This is a genomic window from Chryseobacterium artocarpi, assembly GCF_001684975.1.
Lineage (GTDB): Bacteria > Bacteroidota > Bacteroidia > Flavobacteriales > Weeksellaceae > Chryseobacterium > Chryseobacterium artocarpi.
On record NZ_MAYH01000023.1, the window covers coordinates 514,076 to 533,960 of the forward strand.

Annotated in this window: 20 protein-coding genes; 16 read left to right on the forward strand and 4 right to left on the reverse strand. The window is 34.7% G+C overall.

Translation table 11 applies throughout. From position 1 onward, the window contains the following. Nucleotides 1-41: 41 nt before the first annotated feature. A complete protein-coding gene (gene pyrH, locus BBI01_RS10385) occupies nt 42-749 on the reverse strand; it encodes a UMP kinase (protein ID WP_065394590.1) in 708 nt (235 codons plus the stop codon). Between the two features lie 167 nt (nt 750-916). On the opposite strand from pyrH, the gene porQ reads away from it, so the two are divergent. From porQ to BBI01_RS10410, 5 genes are all read left to right on the forward strand, one after another. Then, the gene (gene porQ, locus BBI01_RS10390; protein ID WP_065394591.1) at nt 917-1,909 is read left to right on the forward strand and encodes a type IX secretion system protein PorQ; all 993 of its coding nucleotides are present in this window, start codon (nt 917-919) and stop codon (nt 1,907-1,909) included. 73 nt (nt 1,910-1,982) lie between these two features. Continuing rightward, nucleotides 1,983-2,657: a (d)CMP kinase gene (gene cmk, locus BBI01_RS10395; RefSeq protein ID WP_065394592.1), complete on the forward strand. Its 675-nt coding sequence runs from the start codon at nt 1,983-1,985 to the stop codon at nt 2,655-2,657. A gap of 96 nt (nt 2,658-2,753) precedes the next feature. Further along, nucleotides 2,754-3,104, forward strand: a complete 351-nt coding sequence (locus BBI01_RS10400) for a YtxH domain-containing protein (RefSeq protein ID WP_065394593.1) — start codon at nt 2,754-2,756, stop codon at nt 3,102-3,104. Nucleotides 3,105-3,183: 79 nt separating this feature from the next. Next, on the forward strand, nt 3,184-3,504 hold the full coding sequence (locus tag BBI01_RS10405) for a phage holin family protein (RefSeq protein ID WP_065394594.1): 321 nt from the start codon (nt 3,184-3,186) through the stop codon (nt 3,502-3,504). Next, complete coding sequence (locus tag BBI01_RS10410; RefSeq protein ID WP_065394595.1) at nt 3,497-3,994, forward strand: phosphoribosyl-ATP pyrophosphatase; 498 nt, start codon at nt 3,497-3,499, stop codon at nt 3,992-3,994. Before BBI01_RS10405 ends, BBI01_RS10410 begins: the two co-directional genes overlap by 8 nt. A gap of 66 nt (nt 3,995-4,060) precedes the next feature. Here BBI01_RS10410 and BBI01_RS10415 read toward each other — a convergent pair whose 3' ends face one another. Beyond that, on the reverse strand, nt 4,061-4,786 hold the full coding sequence (locus tag BBI01_RS10415) for a TrmH family RNA methyltransferase (RefSeq protein WP_065394596.1): 726 nt from the start codon (nt 4,784-4,786) through the stop codon (nt 4,061-4,063). On the opposite strand from BBI01_RS10415, the gene tamL reads away from it, so the two are divergent. Next, on the forward strand, nt 4,772-7,372 hold the full coding sequence (gene tamL / locus BBI01_RS10420; protein ID WP_065394597.1) for a translocation and assembly module lipoprotein TamL: 2,601 nt from the start codon (nt 4,772-4,774) through the stop codon (nt 7,370-7,372). The genes BBI01_RS10415 and tamL overlap by 15 nt on opposite strands. Here tamL and BBI01_RS10425 read toward each other — a convergent pair. Together BBI01_RS10425 and BBI01_RS10430 are read right to left on the reverse strand one after the other, a co-directional pair. Next, nucleotides 7,369-7,986: a SanA/YdcF family protein gene (locus BBI01_RS10425; protein ID WP_065394598.1), complete on the reverse strand. Its 618-nt coding sequence runs from the start codon at nt 7,984-7,986 to the stop codon at nt 7,369-7,371. The two genes, tamL and BBI01_RS10425, sit on opposite strands and share 4 nt — an antisense overlap. Then, entirely contained in the window at nt 7,983-9,107 is a 1,125-nt protein-coding gene (locus tag BBI01_RS10430) for a flavin reductase family protein (protein ID WP_065394599.1), read from the reverse strand. Before BBI01_RS10430 ends, BBI01_RS10425 begins: the two co-directional genes overlap by 4 nt. A 32-nt stretch (nt 9,108-9,139) precedes the next feature. Here BBI01_RS10430 and BBI01_RS10435 point away from each other — a divergent pair, with 32 nt between their 5' ends. The 10 genes from BBI01_RS10435 to BBI01_RS10480 all read left to right on the forward strand — a co-directional run bounded on the left by BBI01_RS10435 (nt 9,140) and on the right by BBI01_RS10480 (nt 19,818). Next, nucleotides 9,140-9,700, forward strand: a complete 561-nt coding sequence (locus BBI01_RS10435; protein WP_065394600.1) for a TlpA family protein disulfide reductase — start codon at nt 9,140-9,142, stop codon at nt 9,698-9,700. Between the two features lie 24 nt (nt 9,701-9,724). Beyond that, complete coding sequence (locus BBI01_RS10440; protein WP_065394601.1) at nt 9,725-10,696, forward strand: iron chelate uptake ABC transporter family permease subunit; 972 nt, start codon at nt 9,725-9,727, stop codon at nt 10,694-10,696. A gap of 460 nt (nt 10,697-11,156) precedes the next feature. Next, a complete protein-coding gene (locus tag BBI01_RS10445) occupies nt 11,157-11,534 on the forward strand; it encodes a GxxExxY protein (RefSeq protein ID WP_065394602.1) in 378 nt (125 codons plus the stop codon). A gap of 98 nt (nt 11,535-11,632) precedes the next feature. Further along, a complete protein-coding gene (locus BBI01_RS10450; protein ID WP_065394603.1) occupies nt 11,633-12,556 on the forward strand; it encodes an ABC transporter ATP-binding protein in 924 nt (307 codons plus the stop codon). A gap of 165 nt (nt 12,557-12,721) precedes the next feature. Then, nucleotides 12,722-13,174: a MarR family winged helix-turn-helix transcriptional regulator gene (locus BBI01_RS10455; RefSeq protein WP_065394831.1), complete on the forward strand. Its 453-nt coding sequence runs from the start codon at nt 12,722-12,724 to the stop codon at nt 13,172-13,174. A 52-nt stretch (nt 13,175-13,226) separates the two neighbouring features. Further along, the gene (locus BBI01_RS10460; RefSeq protein WP_065394604.1) at nt 13,227-15,620 is read left to right on the forward strand and encodes a 3-hydroxyacyl-CoA dehydrogenase/enoyl-CoA hydratase family protein; all 2,394 of its coding nucleotides are present in this window, start codon (nt 13,227-13,229) and stop codon (nt 15,618-15,620) included. Between the two features lie 213 nt (nt 15,621-15,833). Further along, a complete protein-coding gene (locus tag BBI01_RS10465) occupies nt 15,834-17,012 on the forward strand; it encodes a thiolase family protein (protein WP_065394605.1) in 1,179 nt (392 codons plus the stop codon). Nucleotides 17,013-17,047: 35 nt separating this feature from the next. Further along, nucleotides 17,048-17,410, forward strand: coding sequence for a four helix bundle protein (locus BBI01_RS10470; RefSeq protein ID WP_065394606.1), 363 nt, complete (start codon nt 17,048-17,050; stop codon nt 17,408-17,410). A gap of 58 nt (nt 17,411-17,468) precedes the next feature. Beyond that, on the forward strand, nt 17,469-19,247 hold the full coding sequence (locus tag BBI01_RS10475; RefSeq protein ID WP_065394607.1) for an acyl-CoA dehydrogenase FadE: 1,779 nt from the start codon (nt 17,469-17,471) through the stop codon (nt 19,245-19,247). 235 nt (nt 19,248-19,482) lie between these two features. Then, nucleotides 19,483-19,818: a YegP family protein gene (locus tag BBI01_RS10480; protein WP_065394608.1), complete on the forward strand. Its 336-nt coding sequence runs from the start codon at nt 19,483-19,485 to the stop codon at nt 19,816-19,818. The last annotated feature ends 67 nt before the right edge of the window (nt 19,819-19,885 follow it).

Consider the following 19,885-nt stretch of genomic DNA (forward strand, 5'->3'; position numbering starts at 1 on the left):
AAACTCTTTTTAGCCATTATATTTTACTTATCATCGATGATCTATAAATCAACCAGAGTACCTACATTTTCCCCTTCTACGATTTTCACTAAATTCCCGTCTTTATTCATATCGAATACAATAATCGGTAATTTATTCTCGTGGCTCAAAGTAAATGCAGTCATATCCATTACCTTAAGGTTTTTCTCAAATACTTCATCGAAAGATAATGAATTATATTTTACTGCATTAGCATTCTTTTCAGGATCACTGTCATAGATTCCGTCTACTCTTGTCCCTTTAAGAATTACATCTGCTCCTATTTCGATTGCTCTAAGAGTAGCAGCCGTATCTGTAGTAAAATAAGGGTTTCCTGTTCCCGCACCGAAGATCACTACTCTACCTTTTTCAAGGTGTCTTACTGCTCTTCTTTTGATGAATGGCTCAGCTACTTTATCCATTTCGATTGCAGATTGAAGTCTTGTTTTGATTCCTGCATCTTCCAATGCACCTTGCAACGCCATTCCATTGATTACAGTTGCTAACATTCCCATGTAGTCTCCCTGCACTCTGTCCATTCCTTTTGCAGCACCTGCCACACCACGGAAAATGTTTCCTCCTCCAATGACGATCGCAACTTCACAGCCTTTTTCAACTACTTTTTTGATCTCAGCAGCATATTCCTGCAGTCTTTCGTTGTCAATACCGTATTGTCTGTTTCCCATTAACGCCTCACCGCTTAGTTTCAGAAGGATTCTTTTATATTTCATCTTTTATTTTTAATAACTTTTTACTAGAGTTGTTTTCTCAAAAATTTGATTTTGCAAATATAATCATTAAAAATATTGATATGAGAAAAATATTTAATTACAAATAATGTCAGAAATATTTTGAAAAGTACGAAAAAGGATTATTTTTGCATTAATTATAAATTGAGTTGAAGAAAATTATCATTTTTTCATTATTTCTATCAGGAATTGTTTCTTATGCGCAAACAGGAACAAATGTGTATCCGTTCTTAAACGTACCTGTATCTGCAAGACAGGCTGCTTTGGGTGGAGATGCAATTTCGATAAGAGATTATGATGTTTCCTTTGCTATTGCAAACCCAGCCCTGTTAAATAAAGATTCAGACAAACAACTTTCTGTAAATGCTACTGCTTATCTTGCCGATTCCAAATACGGAACCATTGCGTATGCCAAAGACTTTGATAATGGTCACATGGCAACAATCAATGCCAGGTATATGAGCTATGGAAGCATTCCCAGAACAGATGAAAGCGGTTTTCAGGATGGAGAGTTTAAAGCATCAGATGTTGCCATCGGTGCTGGATACGCCTATCAGTTTGAAGAAGACTGGACAATTGGTGGAGGATTAAACTTCGTTACCTCAAAAATAGACAACTATACTTCTTCCGCGATCTCAGGAACTGCGGGGATTACTTACCATAATAAAAAGAATAAAGAAGTTCTTTCCCTTGTACTAAGAAACTTTGGTTTTCAGCTGAAATCTTTCAACGGAACCCGTGAAAATCTTCCTTTCAGAGTAGATGTGGGATATACCAAAATTTTAAAGAACTTCCCTCTTGCCATTACCATTACAGCGCATGACCTTCAGCAATTCAATATTTCCTCGGAATATAATTCAGAAGGACAAAAAGTAAATGCCGGAAGAAAAATTGCAGACCATTTCTCTTTAGGAGCAGAATTGTTCCCGGAAAAAAACTTCAATATCAGATTAGGGTATAATGTAAAAAGAGGAAATGATATGGCTGTGGCAGATCAGAGAAACTTTTCAGGACTTTCGGGAGGATTCGGAATCAAGGTTTCAAGATTCCGTATAGATTACGCTCACATAAGATATCACAACTCTTCGAACGTCAACCAGATAGGAGTTTCTATGGACCTTTCAAGCCACAGAGGAGAATAGAAAAAATCTTAAATCCTTCTTAAAATTTTTTATTATTCCTTGATTTTCTAAAAAAAATCTTGAAATTTGCAGTATGAAAAAACCTGTAATAGCTATCGATGGGTACTCGTCTACCGGAAAAAGTTCTATCTCTAAAATCATTGCTGATAAGTTAGGACTTATTCATATGGATACAGGAGCGCTTTACAGAGGAGTTACCTGGTTTGCCTTACAACACTGTTTGAATAATGGCGGCGAGATTGATTTGAATACCTTATTCTCATCTTTTGATCAGATTCATCTTGAGTTTAAAAATAATGACGGAACTTTAGTTCTTTATCTTAATAATACTGATATTTCAAAAGAAATTCGTACCAATGCAGTGTCCGATAATGTAAGCCTTGTTGCCAAACAAAAAGAAGTGAGAGACTTTTTACTACAGTCTCAGCGCACTTTGGCAGAAAAAGGAGGTGTCATTATGGACGGACGTGACATAGGGACAGTAGTTCTGCCAAATGCGGACTATAAATTCTTTCTTACAGCAAGCATTGATGAAAGAACCAACAGAAGGTTTCTTGAGCTAAAAGGACTAGGAATAGAAGCTGATAAAGAGCAGGTAAAACAGAACCTCATTGAGAGAGATAAGATCGACAGTGAGCGTGAAATAGCCCCTTTAAGACAAGCTGATGACGCTACCGTTATCGATAATTCCAACCTTACCAAAGAAGAAACTATAGAACTTATTCTTTCTTACATCGAAAAGATTTAACAATTTTTAATAGGCATACAGCCTCCTTTGGTATACAAATTGTAAGTTTTATTAGTATAAAAAACTAATCTATTATTAACTATTAAAAAGCTTAAAATGTCTAAAAACGGAAAAAATACAGCAGGTATATTGGCGGGACTTCTTGCAGGTGCTGCAGCAGGTGTAATCTTAGGAATGTTATATGCACCTGAAGAAGGAAAAGAAACGAGAAAGAAAATCAAAAACAAAGCTAATGATCTTAAAGATCAGGCGAAAAACAAATACGGAGAAGTTTCTGAAAAAGTAAAAGACCAATATGGCAACATTTCTTCTACTTTTAAAGAAACAGCTAATAACGTCGCTCATACTATGAAAGACGGATATGATAAATACAAAGATCAGATTGTATCAAAAACTGCAGACGTCGTAAAAGATGTAGAGGCTGAATTGAACGATCTAAAAAAATAAGTAATTTATCTTTTTAAGTAAATTACAGAAAGGAACTTTTGTGCGAAAGTTCCTTTTTTTGTAACTTTAAAAAAAAACAATGATAGAAACTATTAAAGAATACGCATCAAAGAGAATAGATCTTCTGAAAATTGAAGCTACTGAAAAGTCGTCTCTTTCTGCCGGGCTCATTACCTACTTTGTAGTACTGCTTGTTGCTTTTGCTTTTTTTATTATCCTTTTCAATTTCGGGATCGCTTTTCTTATCGGTAAAGCACTGGATAATTATTCCTACGGATTCTTAATTGTTGCTGCATTCTATGCTTTAGTAATGGCTTTTGTCATTGCCTTCAAACATAAGATTGTGAATACTGTTGCAGACCAGGTTATTAAATTTTTAAACCATTCAAGCCATGAGTAGAAAATATGAAAGCATAGAAGAATTAAGAAGAAAGAAAAAACTGCTTCAGGGAGAAATAAACGATCTGGAAAACCTTCTTACTTTTAAAAATACAAAAGAGAGTCTCAGCGCTTTCACCAACGGCTTAAGTGATCAGTATCTTCAGGAAAAAGTAGACGAAGATGGTGATGAAAAGGTTGTTCTGAGAAAAGATGTCATTGCCAAACAACTTACTTCTGAGGTTAAGGATCTTCTTATTAGTAAAAATACAGCAGTTGGATTTGCAAGTTCTGCATTTAAAGGAAATATTACAGATAGTCTGGTAAAACTTGGAGTTACCGCTATCGTTGGAAATTATGCCAAGAAGAACATGAAAAGTTCTAATTGGAAAAATAAACTTGTAGGAGCAGCATTAATCTACCTCGCTCCTATTGCACTGAAATACGTCAGAAAAAAACTGGAAGTTTATCAGAAAAACAAAAGTGTTTCCAGTATGGAACAATTGATATAAATAGCTAAGGCTTAGAATGTGAAAATAGATTATTTCTCAAATTCTAAGCCTTAATTATTATATATTTTATTTTGAAAACAACTGTCCCAGAATAATACCTGCAGCCATCGATACATTAAGGCTTTCAGTAGACTGAGATTTTCCAAACCTTGGAATCGTGATGCATTTCTGGAGAAGCTTTTCTGTTTCCGGCCTCATTCCGTTTCCTTCGTTTCCAAGAATCAAATTAATTTTTGCAGGTTTATCAAAAGTATAGATGTTCTCTCCATCCATATCTGTTCCGATATTTATATTTTCAGTTTTTGACAGATATTCTACAAGGTCAGTATAAACCACGTTTACTCTTGTGAATGACCCCATCGTAGCCTGAATCACCTTAGGATTATAAAAATCAACAGTATCTTCACTACAGATGATCTGTTCTATTCCAAACCAATCTGCCAATCGGATAATTGTTCCTAAATTTCCCGGATCCTGAATTCCATCCAAAACCAGCTGGATATTTTTATCCTCCATCTTTTGTTCTTCTGCCAGATAACATACGGCAACGGAATCTTTCGGAGTTTTAAGGAAGCTGATTTTTTTTAACTCATTTTCAGAGATATGAGTCACAGGGATATCACTACGGTCCAATTTTTGCGGATCGGTTGATAATATTTCTTTAACTTTAAAGTTAGAATTGGAAAGTTCACAAATGATTTTATTACCTTCAACCAAAAACAAATTGTATTTTTGTCTGAACTTCTTTTTATCTAAAGATTGTAAAACTTTTATTGTATGAGCTGTAAGCATTATAAGAATTCTCCTCAAAAATATTATAAAATTATCTCATTTGCAACATTTGTTGGTCTCCTTTATGCTTGTAGTACAACAAAAAAAGTTCCGGAAGGCGAATATCTCCTTACTAAGAACAGCTTTGAGTTCGAGGATAAGAAAGAATTCTTCGATGAAGAACTGAAAGAATACGTTCAGCAAAAACCTAACAAAAAACAGGTTCTCTTTATGCCTTTGGGACTTATGTTCTACAATATGGCAAATCCGAAATATGATACTATTCTTAATGAATATATGACGTACCCCGGTGAAATGAGAAATCAGAAGCTGAGAGATTCATTATTCATTAAATATAATATGAAAAACAGTGTCGGGAAAAATCTTTTCTTTGACCGTTTGCTACATAGCTGGGGTTCTCCGCCTGTCATTCTGGATCAGACAAGAAGTGAAAAAAGTGCAGAGTCTATCAAAAAAAGGCTTACTTACAGAGGTTTTTGGGATGCTGAAGTAAAATACAGACATGATATTGATTCGGCATCAAAAAAAGCTGCTGTGAAATATTTCATAAAGCATAATGAGCCTACCTATATCAAAGATTATTATTACAATATTACTGATCCTGGTATTAAAGGATATTATACTTACAACCTTAATAAAACTTTTGTAAGATCTGGACAGATTCTTGATCAAACGGTTCTTGAAAAAGAAGTTACAAGAATTACAGATATGATGAGAGAACTTGGATATTATAAATTTAATGCATCCAATGATGAAGTTTACTTTGTCGCTGACTCCCTGAAAAGCAAAAAAAATGTCCCTTTAACATTAGAAATTCACAAAGATTCTCTTGACAGTCGTTATAAAGTGGCTACTTTTGGGAATATCGATGTTGCTATTGTAGATGAACCCGGAGATTATCCTAAGAATACCAAGAAAGACAGCTTAAGAAGAATCCGCTTCCATAAGATGAATGAAAATTATAAATCATCATCTATATGGAGAACCATTATTGCAGACAGTAAGCAGGTTTTTGATCAGAAAAAACTAGACGTGACAAAAAGAAATATTTTGTCTATGAACAACTTTAGTATTGTAAAAGCAAGAGACTCTCTGAGACAAGGCGGTATGTCTTCTCCTAATGACAGTATTGTAGATATTTTATATGTATTAAAGCCCCTTCCTAAATATGAACTTAAAGTAGGTACGGATATTAATTATTCTCAGGTATTAAACCTGGGAGTCTCTCCTTCTGTAGACCTTACAACAAGAAATGTCTTCAGAGGTGCAGAAAACCTTTTCACCAGTATTTCAGGGACATTTGGATCTATCAGAAGTACAAAGGATATTGACAAGAGAACGACGGCTTATGAAATTTCTGCTCAGGCATCACTGAACTTTCCAAGACTGTTATTGCCTTTTAATTATTATAAATTCTTACCTAAAAGATATACTCCTACATCATCTATTTTGCTGGGAGCATCTATACAGAATAATATCGGTTTGGGTAGAGTCAACTTTAATACAGGATTGAATTATCAGGCTAATATTAATGATCAGGTATACCATAAGTTGACCTTATTCAATACACAGGTCAGTTTAACGAAAAATAAAGATGCTTATTATTCTTATTTCCCTAATGATGAGAAAATCAGGGAGGATATTTTTTCAGATTATTTCGTTACTCATGACCAGCTTGGTAAAGACTTCAAAGACGGTAAAGTAGATATCGATTATGTTTCTAAAAAAATTGTAGAAGATGAAACATACCGACAATCCCTTAACCAAAGCGGAACCGATCTTTTAACGGCATTCAGAGGTGCGTTGGTGAATAAAGACAGACAGACTCAGGATGTTTTGATTTCTTCAATGATCTACAACTTCGTTTATAATGAAATTGGTAAAAAAGAATATCCTAATGCCTTCTATTTTAACGGAAAAGTTGAACTTGCAGGTAATATATTAAGCTTATTCAATAAAAAAGATGACGGCGGTGGAGTTCTAGCCTCACCACAGAGAACAATTTTTGGAATTCCATATGCACAGTTTGTAAAGTTTGATATTGATGCAAGAAAGTATTTCAAATTTAATGGTAATCAGACTTTAGTTCTTCGCCAGTTTATTGGTGTGGGTGTTCCTTATGGAAATTCTGAAGATATGCCAATTATCAAGTCATACTTTAACGGAGGTTCAAATGATATCAGAGCTTGGGTAGCCTTTGGTGGATTAGGTCCTGCAGACTCTCAGGTAGATGAAAGAGTGCGTACCTATATGACCGACAACGTAAAGCTTACCACCAATATTGAATATAGAATTCCATTCAACAAAATGTACGAGGGAGCTCTATTTACGGATATTGGTAATACTTGGAGCCTTCGTGACCATAATGATGGCTATGGTGATGAATTTAAATTCAATAAGTTCTTAGGACAAGTGGGTGTAGGTAGTGGATTCGGATTAAGAGTAAATATTGCTTATATCACCCTGAGACTGGATCTTGCCTATAAGATTTATGACCCGAACAAGCCGGAAGGTGACAGATGGAGATTCAAAACCTTCCAGCCTTTCAAACCTACTGTGAATTTCGCATTCGGATATCCTTTCTAATCCGGAGAAACTCCTAAAATAAAATATACTACAGCTATAACACGGGCGAGGATTTCCCTCGCCTGATTTCTGTAGAAACTTTCAGGTTTTGTGACATCCTGCGCATCAAACCCCAGTGCATTCATATCATTATTCCTTGCAAAAAACAGAGCACGAAGATTATGATATCCCTGAGAAACAATAATTACATTTTTCTTTTTATAAACATCCTTACAGCGAAGAATACTTTTATAGGTATTAAAGCCTTTCGGGTCTTCAATAATAATATCTTCTGGAACGCCTTCCTGATATACCAGATAATTCTTCATGGCAGCAGGTTCATTATAGCCTTTGCTTTTTTCACCACTTACCAGAATTTTTTTAATTTTTCCATGGTGATAAAGAAGAGCTGCGGCGTCCATTCTTTTAGTAAAATAAGGATTAGAAAGCCCCGATCTCATCTTTGGAGATGTTCCAAGTACTAACGCAATCTCTCTTGGGGGAATTTTAGAAATTTTAGTATAAGTACGTCCATTTGTAAGTCCAAAAACCCAGACATTACAAAAGCAGATCATTAAAATTCCTAATTCTAATGATACAAATCCCAGATTAAATATGTTCTTAATAATTCTCAACTAAGATCAAAGTTAAGCTTTATTTTTTGACTTTTCACTATTGACATACATGCTAATATATGCCCTTGACTTTCTTCTTTTTCAGTAAGATATTCATTTTCAATCAACTCTACTTCTCCTTCTTCCAATGAACATTCACAGCTTCCACAAATTCCGGACTTACATGAGTATGGTACAGGAAACTTTTGAATCAAAAGCTGCTGTAATATTTTATCCTTGTTATCAGGGAGTTGGGTCGTATATTTTTTTCCAAGCATGGTAAATTCCACCTCTATATTTTCAATAAGTGGAAATTCTTTTTCTACAGGATAAATATCATCATTAAATTCTTCAAAAAGTTCAAAGTGAATATTTCTTTTCGGAATTCCGTGATGATAGCAGGCATTAGCAAGTGTCTTGATCATCTCTCCTTTTCCACAGATAAGAACTTCATCCACTGCATCCCAAATAGTAGATTCTTCATCAGTATCATCAAGGTGAAGAATCTGATTAATGATTAAGTTTAATTTCTTTTCATCCAATCTGCCATAGAAAAACTGGTCTGCTGTTTTTTCCTGTGAAAAGAAATAAAAAATCTGAAGCCTGTCACCACAAGTTCTGGCAAGGTTATCCAGTTGATCCCGATACACAAGTTCGTCCGAGCTTTTATTTCCAAAAAACAGAAACAATCTCGTTCTTGGCTCATTGTGAAGAATATTTTTGAAATGGCTTAAGATAGGAGTAATCCCTATTCCTGCCGCAAAAGCAACAATGGTTCTGAATTCACTCGGTTTTGATACCAACGTGAATCTGCCAGCTGGTTCACTGATCCAAAGTTCATCTTCTTTATTATAATTTTGAAATAGCTGCGCGGTAGCTCCATCAGGAGAATTTACCTTTATTCCCAAACATATTTTCCCTTCATAAGGTGCAGAAGTCATTGAGTAATCATTAATAACCTCTTTTCCATGTGATTGAAATTTTACACTTACATATTGTCCAGCTTCGAACTTAAAATTTGCTTTCAAATTCTCAGGAATATCAAACTCCAGAGAAAAAGTATTTTTGGTCAGCTGTACCTTTTTCGCTATTTTTAACGGATGAAACTTTATAAGTTTCCCTTTATAGATTTGTTGTTCCATACTTCAATTCAAAAATAGATAAAAAATAATTTATGAAGAAGATAATTTTGTCAACGTTACTCCTAACTGCTCTTTACAGCTGCAAAAAAGAAGGTCAGAAAACCGAAGAAACAGCTACCGCAGATTCACTTTCTGTAACTCAAAACACAACAGCACAAGCGGGTACGTATATTCCTAAAGAACTTTCTCCTGAAAATGTAAGTTTACACCTTGCAAAAAATAATGATACTTTATATGTCACTAATTTTTTTGCAACATGGTGCGGTCCATGCATGAAGGAAATCCCTAGCTTTAAAAACAAAATGCAGGAATTAAAAGGTAAGCCTGTTAAATTTACCTTTGTAAACCTTGATGATAAAGCAGATTGGGATGGCGCCGTAAAAGATTTTGTTGTAGAAAACAATCTGGGTGGAAGCGTAATTTTATTGGACGGTCAGAAATTGGATCAGAATTTCTTTTCCAATAATTTCAAGCAATGGGATGGTGGCTCAATTCCGTTTACTTTCATGAGAAAAGGGGAACAAACTGATGAATACCTGGGAATGATGACAGAAGAAGTATTGAATTCAAAAATCGATTCTTTCTTAAAGTAAAACATACAGAACTCTTTCTGAATAATGTCAAAAAGATTTAAAATCCTGTGTTTATTATTGTCAATTGCAATTATTGCAGTTGCTATCATTAATCTGAACACAGGATTTTTGAGTTTAAGCCTTCAGGATTTTTTCCAGGACACAGATCAAAGTCAGATAGCGGAAATCCGTATCAACCGTGTATTGGTCATGTTATTGGCGGGGGTCTCTATTCCTACTTCAGGATTTCTGATGCAGGAATATTTTCAAAATCCTTTAGCCGGTCCTGATATTTTGGGAATTACATCAGTAGCCAGTTTATCAGTAGCCTTTTACATATTCTTTTCACATAATATTCTCCTCCCTGAATTTTTACAAAACAGTTTTCTCAGCTTATCTGCAATTGGAGGAAGCTTAGTTCTGATGTTGATTCTACTATCAATGTCTAATAGATTTCAGGACAAATCTTATCTTATTATTTTCGGTTTTCTCGTATCTGCTTTTGCAGGAGCAATTGTTTCATTACTACAATTTTATGCAGAAAATCAAAGTTTAAAAAATTATATTTTATGGTCTTTTGGCGCCAATAATATGGTAACAAGAAACCAGATCTATGTTTTATCAGGATTATTACTGATTGGATTATTTTTCTGTTTCAAATCTATAAAACCATTGATTGGAAATTCTTTAGGAACATCTTATGCTCAGAGTTTAGGCGTTAATTTAAGGACCCTAAAATTGTTAATTATCGCATCCTCTTCCCTACTTTCCGCATCCATAACCGCATTTTTGGGACCTATTCTGTTCATTGGAATCATTGTTCCTCACTTTTGCAGGTTGATTTATAACCCATCAAAATTATGGCAGCAATGGATATTAAATATGTTTCTGGGAATGCTGATTATGATGTTTTTCTCTGTCATTGCTGAAAAAACACATATTCCATTGAATGTAATAAGTTCTGTTTTTGGAATTCCTGTGATCTTGCTTATGCTTTTGAAGCAGAATAAAGTATAGTTTTTTCTGTTGGAAAACGCAAAGACGTAAGTTTTTTAAGTATTCACCTGCTTTAAGACGCAAAGGTTTTATCTCCGATAAAATTTAACAATACATAAATAAAACTCACACTTGCTGAAAATCTTCGATTTTCTTGCGCCTTAAAAATATTTACAATGTATAATAAATCTTTGCGTCTTTGCGATATAAAACAATTTAATCTAGTTCTCTTAAATAAGAACTGAATATTATTTTTTATTTTGTTGAAAAAACGCAATGACGCAAGGTTTTTAAGCATTCACTCTGCTTTAAGGCGCAAAGATTTTATCTCCGATAAAATTTAATAATATATTAGATAAAACCTTACACTTGCTGAAAATCTTCGATTTTCTTGCACTCTAAAAATAAATACAACAAAAAAACTTTCACCTCTGTGTTTATACAAACAATCCTTATATTTATAAGTATAAAAACACAACAAATGACAGAAAATGAAATATCAAAAATTGTTTTTGAGACTGGATTAAAGATTCATAAAAAGCTTGGAGCAGGATTATTTGAACACGTTTATGAAGAATGTCTATTTTATGAGTTAACAAAATCAGGGCTTTTTATAGAAAAGCAAAAACTACTTCCAATAATATATGAAGATTTAAGAATAGAAAATGCTTTCAGACTTGATATCATTATAGAGAACAAAGTTATTTTAGAAATAAAAACGGTAGATTATATCAGTTCTAATCATAAAGCACAACTTTTAACTTATTTAAAAATGACCAATTGCAAACTAGGCATGCTTCTCAACTTTCAATCTGATGTTTTCAAAAATGGAGTTACAAGAATGGCTAATCATTTATAATTAAAAAGAATTATTTTTATCTCCATTCCATTCTTTGCCTGATAAAACAGTATTTTTGTACAACATTTTAAAGCCTTACGGTTTAGTCAATACCAATCATGCACTTACAAATCAAACGAGCCAATATCGGATACAACAAAACTTTAATTTCAAATGCCAACGCAGGTTTGAATCTTGGAGATGTTTGCTTATTGATTGGAAATAATGGTGTAGGGAAAACTACCTTAATCAAATCTATACTTCATCAGATTCCTTTATTAAATGGTGATATATTGATCAATGATAAAAATGTAAAAAATCTTTCTGTAAAAGAAATTGCTGAGAATATTGCTATTGTCTTTTCAAAATCGGTAATTCCGCAACATTACACGGTTGAGGATCTTATTTCACTGGGAAAATACATTTACTATCCTTTTTATTTTGAACTAAAAAAAGAAGACCGTGAAGAAGTAGCGCATATCATTGACGAACTGGATTTAACTCAATACAGATATACCCTTCTCAAAAATCTTTCGGACGGGAATCTTCAAAAAGCTTTTATTGGTCGTGCTATAACCCAGAACTCTCCTATTATTATTCTGGATGAACCCACCACTCATCTGGATGAGAAAAATAAGATCATTATCCTTAAAACATTAAGAAGACTTGCCAAAGAACAGAATAAGCTGATTCTATTTTCCTCACATGACTGGCGACTTGCCAAGGAATTCGCTGATAAAATATGGTACGTCAAAAATATACAACTGCATACGGGAATTGTGGAGGACATTTTACTTCAGCATGATGAACTTACCAATGCTTCTTTATTTCAGATGCATGAAAATTTTGTTCCGCCTCATATTTCTGCACCTCCAGTTCAGAAAGAAATGTTGTATTCTTTACTACAAAAAAACTTCTCAAAAGACCTTTCAGCACTTAATTTTGAGTTTCAGAACAACTTTTGGGTAATTTCTAACGATTCCACGAAATACGAATGTGAATCTTTTGAAGAAATCATTAAATCACTCGTAAACATTTATTAATCTGCCATTTTCTTTGATTATTCCACATACTATGCATGCATAGTATTATGCAAATCATACAATTTAATCTGTTTATTTTCAATCTATTAACAAAATTTAACGTTAATAAATACTATGCATGCATAATATTTACTAAATTTGGGTAAAACCATTAGCGCAAAAATGATGGATAATAATAAGGAAAAAATAGAAAACGTAGACTTAATTTTAAAACAGACCTGGTTGGCTGTTTCTAAAATGTACACAGAATTGGCTCAGGAGCATGACTCCACAGCTGTACAAGCCCTCACCCTTCTTAAAATTGATCCCAAAGAAGGAACAAGAAGCACAAATCTTGGACCTAAGATGGCTATTGAACCCACTTCCCTCACGAGAATCATTAAACTTCTGGAAGACAACGGATATATCTATAAAGAGAAAACCACTACTGATAAAAGAGAAGTGATTATCAAACTTACAGATAAAGGATTAAACTCCAGAAATATGTCTAAAGAAGTCGTGGTTAACTTTAATAAGAAGGTAATGGAAAAGATTTCTCAGGAGAAGATGGATACATTTAAGGATGTGATGACAGAGATCATGAAAATAGCCAATGAGCTCTTAAATAATAGGAAATAATTACAATGAAACCGTAAGGTTACATAACCTTTCAAATAATTAAAATTTACATATGAAAAGAAGAATCAAACATGTAACGGTTCTTGGTTCAGGAATTATGGGTAGCGGTATTGCGGCTCACTTCGCCAATATTGGTGTGGAAGTGTCACTTTTAGATATTGTACCTTTTGAACTGACTGAAGCTGAACAGAAAAAAGGTTTGACCAAAGAAGATAAGGCAGTAAGAAACAGAATTGCTACCGAAAACTTTGAAAAACTTAAGAAATCAAGCCCTGCACTTCTTTACTCTCCAAAGTTTGCAGACAGAATCAAAGTCGGAAATTTCGATGATGATTTACAGAAAATAAAAAATACAGACTGGATCATTGAAGTAGTAGTAGAAAGACTTGACATTAAAAAGTCCGTATACGAAAAAATTGAACAGTTCAGAAAACCGGGAACATTAATTTCTTCTAATACATCCGGTATTCCAATCCATTTATTGACAGAAGGAAGAAGCGAAGATTTCAAAAAATACTTTGCAGGAACTCACTTCTTCAATCCGGTAAGATATCTTCCTCTTCTTGAGATCATTCCAACTAACGATACAGATCCTGAGATCATAGACTTCTATATGAACTATGGAGCTAAATTCTTAGGCAAAACGACCGTTTTAGCAAAAGACACTCCTGCTTTCATCGCAAACAGAATTGGGGTATTTTCTATGATGGATCTTCTTCATAATGTACAGAAATTAGGACTTACAGTTTCTGAGGTTGATAAATTAACAGGTCCTGTTATCGGTCGTCCAAAATCTGCTACATTCAGAACAGCTGATGTTGTAGGTCTTGATACCTTGGTAATGGTGGCTAACGGAGTTCGTCAAAGCGGTGCTGAAGCGAATGACTTTAATGATGTATTTGCTCTTCCTGACTATATCCAAAAAATGATGGATAATAAATGGTTAGGTTCAAAAACAGAACAAGGATTTTACAAAAAAGTGAAAAATGCGGAAGGAAAATCTGAAATTCACGGATTGAATCTTGATACACTAGAATATGAACTTCAAGGAAAATCGTCATTCCCTACTCTTGAATTAACTAAAGCTATTGATAAACCTATCGACAGATTCAAAGTACTGATTGGAGGTAAAGATAAAGCAGGTGAACTATACAGAAAGTCTTTAGGAGCATTATTCGCTTATGTTTCTCATAAAGTTCCTGAAATTTCTGATGAAGTTTACAAAATTGACGATGCCATGAGAGCTGGTTTCGGATGGGAAAACGGTCCGTTTGAAATCTGGGACGCTGTAGGTGTTCAGAAAGGTATCGAATTAGCTAAAGATGCTGGTTACGAAGTTTCAGACTGGGTAAAAAATGTAGAGACTTTCTATAAAGTTAATGAAGAAGGACAAAGCATTTACGTTGATAAAAATTCAGGAGAATACAACAAAATTCCTGGACAGGATGCTTTCATTATCCTTGATAATATCAGAAAAAATAAAACACTTTGGAGCAATTCAGGTGCTGCAATTCTTGATTTAGGTGATGGTATCATCAACTTCGAGATCCGTTCAAAAATGAACTCTCTTGGAGGCGAAGTTCTTGATGGATTAAACCGAGCAATTGATTTAGCTGAAAAAGAATATGATGGGCTTGTAGTAGGAAACCAAGGAGCGAACTTCTCTGTAGGTGCCAACCTTGCTATGATCCTTATGATGGCTATTGAGCAAGATTGGGATGATCTGAATATGGCTATTGCTTACTTCCAGAAATCTATGATGAGGGTTCGTTACTCTTCTATTCCTGTAGTAGTTGCTCCACACGGAATGACTTTAGGTGGTGGTTGCGAAATGACCATGCACGCAGACAGAGTGGTTGCAGCAGCAGAAACTTATATCGGACTGGTAGAAACCGGAGTAGGTGTAATCCCTGGTGGTGGTGGAACTAAAGAACTTACCCTAAGAACTTCCAGAGAATTCCACAGTGATGACGTTAAGAACAACAGACTTCGTGATGCTTTCATGAACATTGCAATGGGTAAAGTAGCCACTTCAGCATATGAAGCTTACGACATGGGAATCCTTGAAAAAGGTAAAGACATTGTTTCTGTAAGCAAAAACAGACAGATTGCTGAAGCTAAAAAAGTAGCAAAACTATTAGCAGAACAAGGATATACTCAGCCTATCGAGCAAAAAGTAAAAGTTCTTGGTAAAGATGCATTAGGAATGTTCTACGTAGGAACAGATCAGATGCTTACCGGAAACTATATTTCAGCACATGATAAAAAGATTGCAGACAAACTAGCCAACGTAATGGTAGGTGGAAACTTATCTGAGCCAACAGTAGTTACTGAACAATATTTATTGAACCTTGAAAGAGAAACATTCCTTCAGCTTTGTGGTGAAAGAAAAACTTTAGAGAGAATTCAGTATATGCTACAGAATGGTAAGCCGCTAAGAAACTAGCAGAAAGCTCCGTAGGAGCGAATCAATTGGCAGGAAGGATATGAAGCTTTTTCTTACTCTAAAAGCAGTGTTGATTCGGTATATTTATTTGAATGGATCGAAGATTAACAGGTCGCTCTTACGGAGCTCCCCAAAAAAGCATAAACAATCAGCGATGAACAGTTTACCTCTCCGAGGCAAAATCTTTCAAAAACAATTTAATTAAACAAAAAAATGAAAACAGCATATATTGTAAAAGGATTCAGATCAGCAGTAGGAAAAGCACCAAAAGGTTCCCTACGCTTCACTCGTCCTGACGTCATGGCAGCTACAGTGATTGAAAAATTAATGGCTGAGCTTCCGCAATTAGACAAAAATAGAATTGATGACCTTATTGTAGGAAATGCAATGCCTGAGGCTGAGCAAGGTTTGAACGTAGCACGTTTGATTTCCTTAATGGGTTTAAATACAGATAAAGTTCCAGGAGTTACCGTAAACAGATATTGTGCTTCAGGAAGTGAGGCAATTGCTATTGCTTCTGCAAAAATTCAGGCTGGTATGGCAGATTGTATCATTGCTGGTGGTACAGAATCTATGTCGTATATTCCTATGGGAGGTTATAAGCCAGTTCCGGAAACAGATATTGCAAAGACAAACCCTGATTATTACTGGGGAATGGGTTATACTGCTGAAGAAGTAGCAAAACAATACAATATTACAAGAGAAGAACAGGATCAATTCGCTTTTGAATCTCATATGAAAGCTTTAAAAGCCAATCAGGAAGGTAAATTTGCCAACCAGATTGTTCCGATCCCTGTAGAATATAACTTCCTTGACGAAAATCAAAAGCTTCAGACTAAGAAATTTGATTTCTCTGTAGATGAAGGTCCAAGAGCTGACACATCTTTAGCAGGTTTAGCTAAACTTAGACCAGTATTTGCTAACGGAGGAAGTGTAACTGCCGGAAACTCTTCTCAAATGAGTGACGGAGCAGCTTTCGTAATGGTAATGAGTGAAGAAATGGTAAAAGAATTAGGACTTGAGCCTGAAGCAAGATTAGTTGCTTATGCCGCAGCAGGACTTGAACCAAGAATTATGGGAATGGGACCTGTTTACGCTATTCCAAAAGCTTTAAAACAAGCAGGACTTGAATTAAAAGACATCGACTTAATCGAACTTAATGAAGCTTTCGCATCTCAATCTGTTGCAATTAAGAAAGAATTAGGTTTAAACCCGGATATCTTAAACGTAAACGGAGGAGCTATTGCTCTTGGTCACCCACTTGGATGTACCGGAACCAAACTTACTGTTCAGCTTCTTGATGAAATGAGAAGACGTGGTAACAAATACGGAATGGTTTCAATGTGCGTTGGAACCGGACAGGGAGCTGCTTCAATTTTTGAACTGCTTTAAGAAATTTTGAATTATGGATTTTAAATTTTGGATTAATGCAAAAAGAAAATTTAATCAAAGAAAAGACATTCAATTTTGCTTTAGCAATTATCGAGCTGTATAAAATCTGTAAATCTCAAAATGAATTTATCCTTTCAAAACAGTTATTAAGAAGTGGAACTTCTATTGGAGCGAATGTTCAGGAGGCTTTAGCTGGATTTTCAGAAAAAGATTTTCTCCACAAAATGTCAATTGCAAGTAAAGAAGCCAGAGAAACACAATATTGGATTGATTTATTATCACAATCTCAATTAGTGAAGTTTGATGAAATTAAATATAAAAAAGAAATACAAAGTATTGTAAATATTTTAACATCAATTGTTAAAACACTTCAAGATAAAGTAAAACTGAAAGCATAATTCAAAATCCATAATCAAGAATTCAAAATTAAATAACTAAAAATTTAAAATATAACATATGAGCAACATAGTTAAAGGCGGGGAATTCCTAATCAAACAAATTCCTGCAAACGAAATTTTCAGTATTGAAGAACTGAATGAAGAGCAAAAAATGCTTCGTGATTCTGCGAAAGAATTTATAGATAGAGAAGTCGTACCTCAAAGAGAACGTTTTGAGAAAAAAGATTATGCATTTACAGAAGAGACCATGCGTAAACTTGGTGAAATGGGAATGCTTGGAATCGCAGTTCCTGAAGAGTACGGAGGTCTTGGAATGGGCTTTGTGACAACAATGCTTGCTTGTGACTACCTTTCCGGAACTACAGGTTCATTGGCAACAGCTTATGGAGCGCATACCGGAATCGGAACTTTACCAATCGTTCTTTACGGAACTGAAGAGCAAAAGAAAAAATACCTTCCGGACTTGGCAACAGGGACAAAATTCGGTGCTTACTGCTTAACGGAACCGGATGCTGGATCTGATGCAAATTCAGGAAAAACTAAAGCAAAACTTTCCGAAGACGGAAAACATTATATCATCAATGGACAAAAAATGTGGATCTCTAATGCTGGATTTGCAGATACATTCACTCTATTTGCTAAAATTGATGATGATAAAAACATTACAGGTTTCGTAATCAACAGATCTGAACTTGAAAATCCTGAAAGCTTAACTTTCGGTGAGGAAGAGCACAAATTAGGTATTCGTGCCTCTTCTACCCGTCAGGTTTTCTTCAATGATATGAAAGTTCCTGTAGAAAATCTTTTAGGAGAAAGAAACAATGGTTTCAAAATCGCTTTAAATGCATTGAACGTAGGTCGTATCAAACTAGCGGCAGCTTGTTTGGATGCACAGAGAAGAATCCTAAACCACTCTATCCAGTATTCTAACGAAAGAAAACAATTTGGAGTTTCTATCGCTACTTTCGGGGCAATCAGAAAGAAGCTTGCTGAAATGGCAACAGGTGTTTTCGTAAGTGAGGCTGGTTCTTACAGAGCTGCGAAAAACGTTCAGGATAAAATTGACGAATTGGTAGCAGGTGGAATGGATCACCAGGCTGCTGAACTTAAGGGTGTTGAAGAATTTGCTGTAGAATGTTCAATCCTAAAAGTATTCGTTTCTGATCTTGCTCAGCACACAGCTGATGAAGGAATCCAGGTGTACGGAGGTATGGGATTCTCTGAAGATACTCCGATGGAAGCAGCATGGAGAGATTCAAGAATTTCAAGAATCTACGAAGGTACCAACGAAATCAACAGACTATTAGCGGTAGGAATGCTTATTAAGAGAGCAATGAAAGGTGAATTAGACCTTTTATCTCCTGCAATGGCTATCAGCAAAGAATTGATGGGAATTCCTTCGTTTGAAGTTCCTGATTATTCAGAGTTCATGAGTGAAGAGAAAGCAATCATTGCAAATCTTAAGAAAGTATTCTTAATGGTTTCAGGGGCTGCTCTTCAAAAATACATGATGGATATTGAAAAGCAACAACATTTATTGTTAAACGCTTCTGAAATCCTTAACCAGATTTATATGGCGGAATCTGCTGTATTAAGAGCTGAGAAACATTTCTCTCCTGATTCTGTAGAAGCTGCAATGGCTCAATTAAACCTTTACAAAGCTGTTGAAAAAATCACTGTAGCTGCTAAAGAAGGAATTATTTCTTTCGCTGAAGGTGATGAGCAGAGAATGATGCTTTCAGGATTAAGAAGATTTACAAAATATACCAACAACCCGAATGTAGTGGCATTAACTGAAAAAGTAGCTGCTCACTATATTGACAAAGGAGCTTATTAGTCTTTTAATAACATAAATTTGATTCAAAGGCACCCCACAATGGGGTGTTTTTTTTATGTCCTTAACTTTTGAATCAATACGACATTAAAGAGTTTTAGATTTAATTATTTTTTCTTAATTTTATTATATCTAAAAACTTTTAACTTAAAAAGTATTTCAAATAAACTATTCACAAAAATATAACGAAGGCAGGTCCTTTAAATAATAACCAAAAAACAATCTAAGACTATTTACTATGGGAAAATTTGTTATTTCAAAAAGAACAAACGGTGATTTTCAATTCAACCTTAAAGCTGCAAACGGGCAAGTAATTCTTACAAGTCAGGGATACAGTACAAAGCCATCTTGTGAAAACGGAATCAGCTCTGTAAAAACTAATTCTCAGGAAGATTCAAAATTTGAAAGAAACACTGCTAAAGACGGCAGATGTTACTTTAACCTTAAAGCCGGAAACGGGCAGATTGTAGGAACCAGCCAAATGTATGAATCTGATAACGGTATGGAAAACGGAATTGAATCTGTAAAAAACAATGCTCCGAACGCTTCTGTAGAGGATGAAACAAATATGTAAAATCATCTGAAATAATCTTGATAAAAATGCCTTATTTTTTAAGGCATTTTTTATTTTTGTACTCTAT

Bases quoted from the DNA above. Each gene is read 5' to 3' on its own strand.
- BBI01_RS10400 (WP_065394593.1), top strand. From the start codon at position 2,754: ATGTCTAAAAACGGAAAAAATACAGCAGGTATATTGGCGGGACTTCTT.
- BBI01_RS10435 (WP_065394600.1), top strand. From the start codon at position 9,140: ATGAAGAAGATAATTTTGTCAACGTTACTCCTAACTGCTCTTTACAGC.
- BBI01_RS10410 (WP_065394595.1), top strand. From the start codon at position 3,497: ATGAGTAGAAAATATGAAAGCATAGAAGAATTAAGAAGAAAGAAAAAA.
- BBI01_RS10405 (WP_065394594.1), top strand. From the start codon at position 3,184: ATGATAGAAACTATTAAAGAATACGCATCAAAGAGAATAGATCTTCTG.
- BBI01_RS10475 (WP_065394607.1), top strand. From the start codon at position 17,469: ATGAGCAACATAGTTAAAGGCGGGGAATTCCTAATCAAACAAATTCCT.
- BBI01_RS10465 (WP_065394605.1), top strand. From the start codon at position 15,834: ATGAAAACAGCATATATTGTAAAAGGATTCAGATCAGCAGTAGGAAAA.
- BBI01_RS10415 (WP_065394596.1), bottom strand. From the start codon at position 4,786: ATGCTTACAGCTCATACAATAAAAGTTTTACAATCTTTAGATAAAAAG.
- BBI01_RS10430 (WP_065394599.1), bottom strand. From the start codon at position 9,107: ATGGAACAACAAATCTATAAAGGGAAACTTATAAAGTTTCATCCGTTA.
- BBI01_RS10460 (WP_065394604.1), top strand. From the start codon at position 13,227: ATGAAAAGAAGAATCAAACATGTAACGGTTCTTGGTTCAGGAATTATG.
- BBI01_RS10445 (WP_065394602.1), top strand. From the start codon at position 11,157: ATGACAGAAAATGAAATATCAAAAATTGTTTTTGAGACTGGATTAAAG.
- BBI01_RS10440 (WP_065394601.1), top strand. From the start codon at position 9,725: ATGTCAAAAAGATTTAAAATCCTGTGTTTATTATTGTCAATTGCAATT.
- BBI01_RS10470 (WP_065394606.1), top strand. From the start codon at position 17,048: ATGCAAAAAGAAAATTTAATCAAAGAAAAGACATTCAATTTTGCTTTA.
- BBI01_RS10480 (WP_065394608.1), top strand. From the start codon at position 19,483: ATGGGAAAATTTGTTATTTCAAAAAGAACAAACGGTGATTTTCAATTC.
- pyrH (WP_065394590.1), bottom strand. From the start codon at position 749: ATGAAATATAAAAGAATCCTTCTGAAACTAAGCGGTGAGGCGTTAATG.
- tamL (WP_065394597.1), top strand. From the start codon at position 4,772: ATGAGCTGTAAGCATTATAAGAATTCTCCTCAAAAATATTATAAAATT.
- cmk (WP_065394592.1), top strand. From the start codon at position 1,983: ATGAAAAAACCTGTAATAGCTATCGATGGGTACTCGTCTACCGGAAAA.
- BBI01_RS10455 (WP_065394831.1), top strand. From the start codon at position 12,722: ATGGATAATAATAAGGAAAAAATAGAAAACGTAGACTTAATTTTAAAA.
- BBI01_RS10450 (WP_065394603.1), top strand. From the start codon at position 11,633: ATGCACTTACAAATCAAACGAGCCAATATCGGATACAACAAAACTTTA.